The sequence below is a fragment of the Moritella yayanosii genome (assembly GCF_900465055.1).
GTDB lineage: Bacteria > Pseudomonadota > Gammaproteobacteria > Enterobacterales > Moritellaceae > Moritella > Moritella yayanosii.
The window spans coordinates 1,106,031-1,117,430 of the sequence record NZ_LS483250.1 but is presented as its reverse complement, the minus strand read 5'-3'; the positions used below and the strand labels follow the sequence as shown (position 1 = coordinate 1,117,430).

The following is an 11,400-nucleotide window of genomic DNA, read 5'->3' as shown; positions in this document are numbered from 1 at the left end:
AAGTTAATACTCGTTTAATACCAATACAAGACAATAAAAGTTACTATTATTGCGACTATTATTATGTAAAAAAGCCCATATCATGTATGGGCTTTTTTGATCTTAATAAATTAATCACTTGATATTTTATCACCTACATTGAATACTTTAGCTATCACTCATTGTTCGAAGTAGTAAATAATGGACGCAATTGACCTATTAATAAATCGCCATTCTTGTAATCAGCTTATCGCACCCGCCCCCAGCGGTGAAGCATTAGATAATATTATTCATGCTGGATTACGGGCACCTGATCATGGTGGATTAAGCCCTTGGCGTTTTATTATCATCGAAGGTGAAGGTTTAAAAACATTATCACGTTATTTTCAAGATGCGGCATTTATCCTTGGGAAAACAGAGAAAGATGTATTAAAGGCCGCGAATGCACCGTTTCGAGCACCGCAAATTATTACTATTATTGCTAGAATTGAAGATCACCCCAAGATCCCTGAGTCTGAACAGCTAATGTCTGCAGGTTGTGTGGTAATGGCAATGCAAATGGCAGCGCAAGCACAAGGTTTTAATGGTATTTGGCGAACAGGTTGGTTTGCTTATGATAGTCATATAAAACAAAAGCTTGAGCTTGAAGAAAAAGATGAAATTGTGGGTTTTTTATATTTAGGCACACCAGAAGTAGTGTGTAAAAAAATACGCCAACTTAATACCGACAGTTTTGTTACTCGTATGGATAATTAACACGACTGAATGTAGAATTAGTATTCAATAAAAACTGAGGAAATAAGATGACGACACCATATCCTAAAGGACATTTACTCAGTGTACAATTCCCACTTTACTATCATGTGGGCATCTCGGATGGGTGTGGTCAGGTTTTTGAAAATTCGAGAGCGCGTTCTGGTCGTGGTTTAGTTAGTCTACAAGATTTTTCTGATGATAAAGATATTATCGATCATGGTTTCTTGCCTGGTAGTTTATCGGCCGAGAATATTGTCGAAAATGCGGAACAATTGATAGCAGATAAAAAGCGTTATCATTTGTGGAAGAATAACTGTGAACATTTCGTGCATGAAGTTTGTGGTGTGAAAGTGTTGAGTCCACAATTACGCCGCGCTTTAGTGTTGATTGCCACATTGTTAGTTAACAAATACACCAGTGGTCGTCTACGCTCGGCATTGTTTTGGGGTATCGCCTCGCAATTATCACATTTAAATGAAGCGTCATTGTCTTGGTGGAAGCATGCAATATTTACTTCAACAGGATTTTGGTTAGTGCTATTAACTAATAGTAATCAAGATGTTGACGATGAAAATACGTAATTAATACCTCTTTATGTTTAGTTTTATTCCTTCATAGCGCTTAGTGGTTTAGTCAGCGCTTTCTAGTTATTTTCCCTATAATATCGTCCATTAGATTTAAAACTCGTCAAGTTGTCACTAGCGAGTGGAGTTAATAATGGGCAGTATTGAAATCATTCGCGATCATAGTTTACCGCATCATCAAATAATTCGTCTAGCAGACGAATTAATGCTTGATATAGCTGAAGAATATGGCCTTGAATTAGAATGGCGGGGTGATAAACTTCATATTCAGCATGCACATACCAGAGGGTATTTACATGCGGATGCGGAAAGTATCAAAATAAAATTAAAATTAGGGATCCTGCTGTTTCCAGTGAGTTTGGTATTAAAGCAAAGCATTGAAGAAACGCTGGATGAACTGTTGCCAAAGGCAGCATGTTCGTATCGATAAAGTACGATTAAGGCTTGATATTATGGAACAATTATCATTAGTTGAAACCTCATTTTTATTAAGTGAGAGTACCGCAAGTCCGAAGCATTTTTCAGGTTTACAAATTTTTGAACCGCCAAAGGACTATGAAGGCAACTTTGCCCGCGATCTATTTCAAAAATTAATCATGGATCCCGCGGTTGCGACCCCGTTTAACTTTAAGCTTAAAAAAAGTATGGGTGGCCTATACTACTGGGTACATGATAGTCAGTTTGATTTTAACTATCATATTCGTATGTCAATGTTACCCGGTGATGGTACTGATGAACAACTACGTGATTTAGTTGAACGTTTACATTCACACTTAATTGATAGGACGCGTCCGTTATGGGAAGTGTATTTAATTGAGGGGTTATCTGAAGGGCGCTTTGCTATTTTCACTAAAATTCATTATGCGATGGCCGATGGTAAGATGGCAAATAGTTGGTTGTCAGGATATTTACAAAGTGATCAATCGGTAAATGATTATCGCCCATTTTGGCAGATTCCATCATTTCGTCCGGGTTATAAAGAATCTGTGGGGCTGATTGAAAGCGCGTTATCGACTTATATGAGTGGACTCAAACAGCTTAAATCGATTCCCGGCATCATTCGGTTAGGTACGCGGATGGGATTAAAATTCCTCAACCTACGAGATCAAGGGCCGGCGTTACCATTTTGCGCACCTCGAACACCATTTTCGGTACCTGCTACACGGTCGCGTATTGTTTCTTTTGGCCGTTTACCGTTCGAAAAAATGCGCTCGATCAGCAAGATAACGGGCGTAACATTAAATGACGTAATTTTATGTTGTGTCGATATTGGCCTTAATCGTTATTTGAAAGAAAAAGGTATTTTATTACGTAAGCCATTAGTTGCTCAGGTGCCCGTTAGGATCGGAAATGGGCGTAGAAATGCATTAACAGGGGTTGAACTTGGCAATATTGATGCCGATGCATTAGAGCATTTAGAAACAATTTTTAAGCGTACCAGCAGTGTCAAAGAAGATTTGTTTAGTTTACCTGCAGAGTCGGTGGTTAATTTTTCGTTATTGATCCAAGCAAGCGCGTCAATTTCTGAATGGTTAGGAATTTCTAAATTTTTGCCGCCATTGGGTTCGGTGATTGTTTCGAATGTGCGTGGTCAGCAAGAGTTTGCTTACCTTGCTGGTGCGAAGTTGACCGAAGTGTATCCTGTATCAGTACTCTCTGCAGGCACGGCACTCAACATTACTTTGTATAGTTATCACGACGACGTGTTTTTCGGCTTGGTGGGTTGCAAAAATGAACTGCCTGATTTAGATATACTCTCGCGTCATGTAGAAGCCGCTTGTGAGATCCTATCAAATGAAATTCTTGATAATGCAAAGCAGCATTCAGTACTAATCTCTTCACGTTAAAAAAAGTGGTGGCTTAGGGCTGCCATCTTTGTGGCTTAGAAGGGAACGTCTAACCGGTATGGTTAGTTTTTTGTTATACGTATAAATATTGTTCGAGGTTATTTTGATTAGTTGGCAAGCCAAAGCGCTGAATTTATTTTTGAAGCAAACAGTGAAACGCTCGATTGAAAACACCAAAGATGTGAATAAATTGCGTTTTCAGATGCTCGCGCTAGATAAATTTGTATTTGGCACTAGCGCTAATATTCAACACTCGAAATTAGTGCGTGCGGGTACTTTGTGTGATGAAATACAGCTTAAATTTTCAAATACGAAGAAAAAATTATTATATGTACATGGCGGTGCCTTCGTTTTTAAAACCCCTGCAATACATAATAATTTTATAGCGCGTTTAGCTGAACCACTCGACTTACATGCCATTATTCCCGATTACCCACTGGCACCTGAACAGCCTTTTCCTGCAGCGCTGGATTGCTGTTATGACATTTACCAGTCATTATTAGATGCAGGTACGTTACCTGAAGATATTGTCGTAGCGGGGGACTCTGCTGGTGGTAATATCGCTTTATCGCTATTGTTACGTGCTAAACGTAATGGCTTACCAATGCCGAGTTGCTGCGTGTTATTATCACCAGTAGCAGACATGACGCAAAGTGGTATGTCTTCTGTTGAAAACCGTTATAGTGATGCACTGTTTAGCCTAGAAGTTATGCTACATTGCCGAAATTGGTATTTAGGTGGTGATAATACCGATCTACACAATGACGAGATTTCCCCTTTATTTGGTGATTTCACCGGTTTGCCTCCTTTTATGTTCCATGTCGGCAGTACCGAACTAATGCGCGATGACTCTACCCGATTGGCTGCATTTATGCAGGCTAAGGGTGTCGATGCCCATTTACAAATATGGCACCAAATGCCGCATGTTTTCCCCTTGTTTGAACAACTTCCTGAAAGTAAGGCTGCGCTGATTCAAATTATCGACTTCATAAAAAAACATCTTAAATAGCCTAGTTACGCAATATTCACAGGTGTTTCTATAAATAATTTAATGAAATTTTTCATATTCGGCAGGTTTTCCTAATATGAAAAATTATCATAGTCAAAAAAAAGGCTGGTAAGATAAATAATTATCTCACCAGCCTTTTTGTTTTAAGTGGTTAGCTTTCTATTTTAAAACTAACAGTACACTTAAATTAGAATTCTGCTGTACGTGGCGCACGTGGGAAAGGAATTACGTCACGGATGTTTTGCATACCAGTTACATAAGACACTAAACGTTCAAATCCTAGACCAAAACCAGAGTGTGGCACTGTACCGAAACGACGTAGATCACGGTACCACCAGTAATCTTCTTTGTTCAGGCCCATTTCTTCTAAGCGCTTATCAAGCATATCTAAACGTTCTTCACGTTGACTACCCCCGATGATCTCGCCGATACCAGGTGCAAGTACGTCCATTGCTGCAACTGTTTTACCATCGTCATTCATACGCATGTAGAATGATTTGATGTCTTTCGGGTAGTTTTTAACAACAACAGGTGCTTTGAAGTGTTCTTCAGCAAGGTAACGTTCGTGCTCAGAAGACATATCGATACCCCAAGAAACAGGGAATTCGAATTCTTTACCGCATTCTTCTAAGATCTTAATGGCGTCAGTGTATTCAACTTGTGCAAAGTCAGAAGTAACGAATTCTTCAAGGCGAGTGATCACATCTTTGTTAATGCGTTGTGCGAAGAATTCCATATCGTCACGGCGTTCTTCTAATACTGCATTGAAGCAATATTTAAGCATTTGTTCAGCAAGGTTAGCCACATCATCAAGATCTGCAAACGCAACTTCAGGTTCAACCATCCAGAATTCTGCAAGGTGACGCGTTGTGTTTGAGTTTTCTGCACGGAATGTTGGGCCGAATGTGTAAACTTTACCTATTGCACATGCATAAGTTTCAGCATTTAATTGACCTGATACAGTTAAGAATGTTTCTTTACCGAAGAAATCTTGGTTGTAATCGACATCACCTTTATCAGTTAAAGGCAGGTTATTCATATCCAGTGTACTTACACGGAACATTTCGCCAGCACCTTCACAGTCACTGCCTGTGATAAGTGGCGTGCTTAACCAGTTATAACCATTTTCATGGAAAAAACGGTGAATAGCTTGTGATAAACAGTTACGGACACGCATAACCGCACCCATTACGTTAGTACGGCCACGAAGGTGAGCGTGTTCACGAAGGTATTCGATGCTGTGACGTTTTGCTGACATAGGGTAAGTGTCTGGGTCTTCTACTAAACCAAGAACAATAACTTCTGTTGCTTGGATTTCGAATGACTGACCTTTACCAGGTGATTCAACGACTACACCTGTAACTTCTACTGAACAACCTGCAGTAAGACTTAATACGTCTTCTGCGTAGTTTGGTAAATCTTTGCTTACCACTGCTTGGATAGGATCGAAACACGAACCATCATAAACAGCGAGGAAAGAGATACCGGCTTTAGAATCGCGACGTGTGCGGATCCAGCCTTTTGTTGTAACTGTGCTGCCTACCGGGAATTTACCGGCAAGAATATCTTTAACTGACGTATGCGTCATAGGATTATTGCTCTCCAGCATAAAAAGCTCTTGCTGAGTGAATGATGATTATTAAGTAAGGTTATATTACCTTTGCAGTTGCAGGATACAAGTAAAAACAATGAAAAATCATTTTGTTTGCTTATTATTTAGTAAATAAACATTGATAATCGCAAATAATTGAGGATTTTAATGGTAATTAATTTGCTTTTTCTTTTGTTGCAGTAAACTCGTTTGATTTAACATGCTACGACTTGGTTTTATTGGGGGCTATTTGTTTGACTCGCGTTACGCTGTTTTAAGCCTGTGACATTAATTGTTATTAAGTACACATGTCACAAATGTAGACGTGGTACCCATAGTTTAGCAAAGACTATGTTGATGTCACCGCAAGTCAAACCAAGATAAAGCTAAATTGATTTTTGGTAATAGGTTATTTAAGCCAAATGTCGGCATCAAGTACTTGTTTGATCACATTGCATAATGTGTCCAATTCTGTCTCTGAAATAATATAAGGGGGCATGATATATAGCAGTTTGCCAAAAGGCCGGATCCATACACCCAATTCAACAAACCGCACTTGTGCTTTCGCCAAATCGATAGATTGTTTGGTTTCAATAACGCCAATACTGCCAAGTACACGCGCATCGCTGACATTGTCATGATCAACCAAAGGCAGTATTGCGTGTTGCAGTTGTTTTTCAATGCGCGCGACTTGTTGTTGCCAGTCACTGGTCATTAATAAATCGATACTGGCATTGGCGACTGCACAGGCTAGGGGGTTACCCATAAATGTAGGCCCGTGCATTAAAACCCCGCTTGGCCCGTTGCTGATAGTCTCTGCCACGTGTCGGGTTGTTAATGTCGCTGCCAGAGTCATGTAACCGCCAGTAATGCCTTTACCCAAACACATTATGTCAGGTGTGATGCCAGCATGCTCACAAGCAAATAATTTTCCGGTTCGACCAAAACCAGTCGCTATCTCATCCGCGATCAATAACACTTCAAAACGTTCACACAGTAATTTTGCTTGGCGTAAAAACTCAGGGTGATAAAACTTCATACCACCAGCACCTTGTACAATCGGTTCTAATATAAATGCTGCGATGTGCTGGTGATGGTTAATTAAGGTTTGCTCTAAACCTTGCATGGCACTTTGCTGCCATTGCTGGTTAAATTTGATTGTTGGAGATTCAATAAAAAATTGTGGTGCTAAGAAACCGGTGAATAATTCGTGCATGCCATTATCAGGATCGCATACCGACATCGCCCCAAAAGTATCACCGTGATAACCATTGCGTATGGTGACAAACTTCTTCTTGGTCGGTTGTTGATGGTGCCAATATTGAATCGCCATTTTCATTGCCACTTCGACACTGACTGAGCCTGAATCTGCGAGGAACACACACTCTAGACCGTCGGGCGTAATATCAACTAATTTTTGGCACAGATTGATAGCTGGCTGATGGGTGATACCACCAAACATGACATGGGACATTTTACTGGCTTGTAGCTGCATTGCTTGATTGAGTGCAGGGACGTTGTAGCCGTGAATCGATGCCCACCAAGAAGACATACCATCGATTAGTCGGGTCCCGTCATTCAACGTTAGATAAACACCTTCAGCACTATCAACGTGATAGCAAGGTAACGGTTTTGTCATCGATGTATAAGGGTGCCAGATGTGTTGTTGGTCGAACTGCATTGATTCTTTGTGTGTTTTTTGAGTCATTGTAAACCTTGGGTTTGGTATTGGGTTGACCTTGCGGCTATGCTGGATAGACTAATCGAGTTTAAGCACAAATTCAAATAAAGGATTTTAAATGACTAACAGCGTTCGCCATGATTGGCAAGTTGATGAGATTGAAGCACTATTTAACCAACCGTTTAATGATTTGATGTTTCAGGCTCAAACGGTGCATCGTCAGAATTTTGATCCAAACAGTGTGCAAATCAGTACGCTGTTATCAATCAAGACCGGTGCTTGTCCGGAGGATTGTAAGTACTGCCCACAGAGCGCACGTTATACAACGGGTATTGAGAAAGAACGCTTGATGCAAGTAGAAATAGTGCTTAAACGCGCTGCCGAAGCGAAAGAGAATGGCGCCAGTCGTTTTTGTATGGGGGCTGCTTGGAAACATCCCCATAAGCGTGATATGCCGTATTTAATTGATATGGTGAAAGGCGTTAAAGCCATGGGACTGGAAACTTGCATGACGTTAGGCATGTTAGCGCCGGAACAAGCACAATCTCTTTCTGCAGCGGGCTTAGACTATTACAACCATAATCTTGATACGTCTGAAGAGTATTATGAACAAATTATTACCACGCGTACTTATCAAGACCGTTTAGATACCTTAGATCATGTGCGTGAAGCTGGCATGAAAGTATGCTCTGGCGGTATCGTTGGCATGGGTGAGCAACAACTTGATCGTATTGGTCTACTCAAATCACTGGCTAACCTAGCGCACCACCCTGAAAGTGTGCCAATTAACATGTTAGTTAAAGTGGCAGGAACACCGCTTGCAGATACACCCGATTTAGACGAAATAGAGTTTGTACGTACCATAGCTACTGCACGTATATTAATGCCTAAATCGTATGTCCGTTTATCTGCTGGTCGTGAGACGATGAGCGAACAAACGCAAGCACTTTGCTTTATGGCCGGTGCTAATTCAATCTTTTATGGTTGTAAATTGTTAACGACGGACAATCCGGATGAAGACAGTGATAAGCGTTTATTTAAGAAACTTGGATTGCATCCTGCACGTATCCGTGAAGCCAGTGATGAAGCACAATCCGCGCAGTTACTCGATGAAATAGCAGAGCAGGCGTCACCGTCACTGTTTTATGACGCGACAACGGTTGATACAAAGCATGCTGATACGACGAGTGTTGCACATTAATGGCTTTTGAATTCATTACCCAAGCATTACGCCAGCAGCAAACACAATCTCTGTTACGCACGCGGGCGGTAAGTAATGAGGCGATTAATTTCTCCGCTAATGATTATTTAGGACTTTCTAAACACCCTGATGTTATTGCGGCATGGCAGCGTGGCGCAAGCGAGCATGGCGTTGGTAGCGGTGGTTCTGCGTTAGTGACGGGTTATACTCCTGCTCATGCTGCACTAGAAGAAAAGTTAGCTGACATAACGGGTTATGAATCAAGTTTATTATTTAACTCTGGCTACAGTGCGAACCAAGCGTTAATCAAAGCCTTGTTAAATAAAAATGATTTGCTGATCCAGGATAAGCTCAATCATGCTTCATTAATTGAAGCGGGGGTTTATTCACCAGCAACCATGAAACGGTTTAAGCATAATGACAGTGGGCACCTGGCTCAAATCCTAACTCATTATCGCCCTAAGCATGCCAACTCACTGGTTGTTACAGAAGGTGTGTTTAGCATGGATGGTGATATGTCAGATTTACGTGCGATTAGTCAGCAATGCAAAGCCCATGACAGCTGGTTGTTGGTCGATGATGCACATGGTTTTGGGGTCTTACCGCAGGGACAAAATAGCCTTAAACAGCATGGTTTATTAGCCAGTGATGTTGATTTATATATGGCAACGTTTGGTAAAGCTGTGGGGGTATCAGGGGCATTTGTGGCTGCTTCGAAAGACGTTATCGAATATTTAGTTAACTTTTCGAAACCTTATATTTATTCGACCGCAATGCCAGCTGCAATGGCGCTATGTATAGATAAAGCGTTAACGATCATGCTGACAGAAACATGGCGAGTTGTGCATTTAAATCAACTTATTTGTTATTTTAAGCAACAATGTTTTTTACGTAACATTACCTTAATGCCATCGGATAGCGCTATTCAACCACTTATTATTGGCGATGCGAGCAAGGCGATAAAAATAAGTCAGTACCTTGCGAGTAAAGGCCTATTGGTTAAAGCGATTCGCCCGCCGACGGTACCGCAAGGTACATCACGTTTACGTATTACGTTATCAGCTAATCATAGTATTGAAGATATTGATTTATTACTGACTCGGCTGCAAGAAGCGTTAAATATAAATAATGGCGGTGCTTCATGATTGACAAACATGCTGTCGCCCGTTGTTTTAGTAAAGCTGCGACAAGTTATGATCAACATGCCATATTACAGCGCTTGTCCAGTGATATTTTATTACAATATTTACCCCATAGTGTTAATGATCGTGCTTATAACACGACGGTCGATCTCGGTTGTGGCAGCGGTGCATTATTACCCGTATTAGCGAAGTGTAGTAAGCAGTTAATTGCGGTTGATTTGTCTTTTGGCATGCTTGCTCACGCTCAAGCACATCATCAATTAACGATACCGACTTATTGGTTGAATGGTGATGCGGAGGCGTTACCATTACCGTCGAATAGTATTGATTTGTGTGTATCTAATCTGGCATTGCAGTGGTGTGATGATTTAGCTGTGCCGTTAATTGAAGTATCGCGTTGTTTAAAACCAGGGGGCTTAATGCTATTTAGCACCTTAGTAGCGGGTAGCCTTGATGAATTAACCCTATCATGGTCAACGGTTAACGCACATCGCCATGTAAATCGTTTTCTGTCGGAAGGCGAAATTAAAGCGGCGTTATTAAAATCAGGTTTAAGTGTCGAAATCTTCCACGTTGAAATACAAACGATGTATTACTCTAGTGTAAAAGAAGTCATGCACAGCCTGAAAGGCATTGGCGCTAATCTCGTACATGATAAAAATTCAAAACCGACGACGCGAGGTGAGCTAAGAGCATTTAAAGCTAACTACGAAACATTACGGGGCAATCAAGGGTTGTTACCACTTAGTTATAAACTCGCTTATTGCTTACTGTGTAAACGTTAAGACAGCTGAATTTAAGAAATAGTATACAAGGTCATTGATGACAAATAAGACAAAAAAAATATTTATTACCGGTACTGATACTGATGTCGGTAAAACTGTGGTTAGTTGTGCTGTGCTGGACTACGCGAATAATTTAGGTTTAAAAACGGTTGGTTTGAAGCCAATTGCTGCGGGGTGTGAATTAACATCGACGGGATTGCGGAATGAAGATGCATTGTTATTACAACAGCATGCCTCGCATCAATTAGCTTATCAAATTGTTAACCCTATTGCTTATCAAGAACCGATTGCCCCACATATCGCTGCACTTAAACAGGGTGAGTCTATTGATTTGGCGTTAGTGGACGCGTCAGTTAATCAAGTGCCAGATTACATTGACGTTATGGTGATCGAAGGCGCTGGTGGCTGGCACCTTCCTATTGATAATCGGCACTATTTTTCATCCTGGGTAGCTGAAAATAAGTTAGATGTTATTCTTGTAGTAGGGATCAAGTTAGGCTGTTTGAACCATGCGATATTATCGGCACAAGCGATCCTGCATTCAGACGCAAATTTGGTTGGTTGGATTGCCAACAGTCTCTCCGCGGATATTGCTAATTATGATGACATGATCGACACATTAACGGTGGCATTATCAGCGCCATTGATGGGTGAAATGCCTTATTTTACATCAATAGAAGAGAAAAATGAAAAATCAGCTAACTATCTGAATTTAACTTCTTATTTGTCGTTGTAAAGGATAATATACTGAGTCACAAAATGCCCCACAATACAGAGGTACTCAGACTATATTTACTGGTGGGTATTTATGACGTGATGCAGGAG

The 11,400-nt window shown here is 40.7% G+C and carries 11 protein-coding genes; 9 read left to right on the top strand and 2 right to left on the bottom strand.

What is annotated here, in order from left to right; genetic code table 11:
- Window positions 1-180 precede the first annotated feature (180 nt).
- The 5 genes from MORIYA_RS04985 to MORIYA_RS04965 all read left to right on the top strand — a co-directional run bounded on the left by MORIYA_RS04985 (window position 181) and on the right by MORIYA_RS04965 (window position 4,175).
- The gene (locus tag MORIYA_RS04985) at window positions 181-735 is read left to right on the top strand and encodes an NAD(P)H nitroreductase (RefSeq protein WP_112713215.1); all 555 of its coding nucleotides are present in this window, start codon (window positions 181-183) and stop codon (window positions 733-735) included.
- A gap of 47 nt (window positions 736-782) precedes the next feature.
- On the top strand, window positions 783-1,316 hold the full coding sequence (locus MORIYA_RS04980; protein WP_112713213.1) for a lecithin retinol acyltransferase family protein: 534 nt from the start codon (window positions 783-785) through the stop codon (window positions 1,314-1,316).
- A gap of 136 nt (window positions 1,317-1,452) precedes the next feature.
- Window positions 1,453-1,749 carry a polyhydroxyalkanoic acid system family protein gene (locus MORIYA_RS04975; RefSeq protein WP_112713211.1) on the top strand — a complete coding sequence of 99 codons (297 nt, stop codon included), beginning with the start codon at window positions 1,453-1,455 and terminating at the stop codon, window positions 1,747-1,749.
- Window positions 1,750-1,771: 22 nt separating this feature from the next.
- Window positions 1,772-3,166: a wax ester/triacylglycerol synthase family O-acyltransferase gene (locus MORIYA_RS04970; RefSeq protein WP_112713209.1), complete on the top strand. Its 1,395-nt coding sequence runs from the start codon at window positions 1,772-1,774 to the stop codon at window positions 3,164-3,166.
- A gap of 103 nt (window positions 3,167-3,269) precedes the next feature.
- Entirely contained in the window at window positions 3,270-4,175 is a 906-nt protein-coding gene (locus tag MORIYA_RS04965; protein ID WP_112713207.1) for an alpha/beta hydrolase, read from the top strand.
- Window positions 4,176-4,362: 187 nt separating this feature from the next.
- On the opposite strand, the gene asnS is transcribed toward MORIYA_RS04965, so the two are convergent.
- Window positions 4,363-5,763, bottom strand: a complete 1,401-nt coding sequence (asnS, locus tag MORIYA_RS04960) for an asparagine--tRNA ligase (protein ID WP_112718450.1) — start codon at window positions 5,761-5,763, stop codon at window positions 4,363-4,365.
- A gap of 412 nt (window positions 5,764-6,175) precedes the next feature.
- Window positions 6,176-7,474: an adenosylmethionine--8-amino-7-oxononanoate transaminase gene (bioA, locus tag MORIYA_RS04955; RefSeq protein ID WP_112713205.1), complete on the bottom strand. Its 1,299-nt coding sequence runs from the start codon at window positions 7,472-7,474 to the stop codon at window positions 6,176-6,178.
- 91 nt (window positions 7,475-7,565) lie between these two features.
- Here bioA and bioB point away from each other — a divergent pair, with 91 nt between their 5' ends.
- The 4 genes from bioB to bioD are packed head-to-tail and all read left to right on the top strand — an operon-like array spanning window position 7,566 to window position 11,311.
- Entirely contained in the window at window positions 7,566-8,648 is a 1,083-nt protein-coding gene (bioB, locus tag MORIYA_RS04950) for a biotin synthase BioB (RefSeq protein WP_112713203.1), read from the top strand.
- Window positions 8,648-9,793 (top strand): aminotransferase class I/II-fold pyridoxal phosphate-dependent enzyme, encoded by a 1,146-nt coding sequence (locus MORIYA_RS04945; protein ID WP_112713201.1) that lies wholly within the window; start codon window positions 8,648-8,650, stop codon window positions 9,791-9,793. The genes bioB and MORIYA_RS04945 overlap by 1 nt, the downstream gene beginning before the upstream one ends.
- The gene (gene bioC / locus MORIYA_RS04940) at window positions 9,790-10,575 is read left to right on the top strand and encodes a malonyl-ACP O-methyltransferase BioC (RefSeq protein WP_112713199.1); all 786 of its coding nucleotides are present in this window, start codon (window positions 9,790-9,792) and stop codon (window positions 10,573-10,575) included. Before MORIYA_RS04945 ends, bioC begins: the two co-directional genes overlap by 4 nt.
- Before the next feature lie 37 nt (window positions 10,576-10,612).
- Window positions 10,613-11,311 carry a dethiobiotin synthase gene (gene bioD / locus MORIYA_RS04935; RefSeq protein WP_112713197.1) on the top strand — a complete coding sequence of 233 codons (699 nt, stop codon included), beginning with the start codon at window positions 10,613-10,615 and terminating at the stop codon, window positions 11,309-11,311.
- The last annotated feature ends 89 nt before the right edge of the window (window positions 11,312-11,400 follow it).

Coding starts and splice junctions, on each gene's coding strand:
- asnS (WP_112718450.1), bottom strand. CDS start 5,763: ATGACGCATACGTCAGTTAAAGATATTCTTGCCGGTAAATTCCCGGTA.
- MORIYA_RS04975 (WP_112713211.1), top strand. CDS start 1,453: ATGGGCAGTATTGAAATCATTCGCGATCATAGTTTACCGCATCATCAA.
- MORIYA_RS04970 (WP_112713209.1), top strand. CDS start 1,772: ATGGAACAATTATCATTAGTTGAAACCTCATTTTTATTAAGTGAGAGT.
- bioC (WP_112713199.1), top strand. CDS start 9,790: ATGATTGACAAACATGCTGTCGCCCGTTGTTTTAGTAAAGCTGCGACA.
- MORIYA_RS04945 (WP_112713201.1), top strand. CDS start 8,648: ATGGCTTTTGAATTCATTACCCAAGCATTACGCCAGCAGCAAACACAA.
- MORIYA_RS04985 (WP_112713215.1), top strand. CDS start 181: ATGGACGCAATTGACCTATTAATAAATCGCCATTCTTGTAATCAGCTT.
- bioA (WP_112713205.1), bottom strand. CDS start 7,474: ATGACTCAAAAAACACACAAAGAATCAATGCAGTTCGACCAACAACAC.
- MORIYA_RS04980 (WP_112713213.1), top strand. CDS start 783: ATGACGACACCATATCCTAAAGGACATTTACTCAGTGTACAATTCCCA.
- bioB (WP_112713203.1), top strand. CDS start 7,566: ATGACTAACAGCGTTCGCCATGATTGGCAAGTTGATGAGATTGAAGCA.
- bioD (WP_112713197.1), top strand. CDS start 10,613: ATGACAAATAAGACAAAAAAAATATTTATTACCGGTACTGATACTGAT.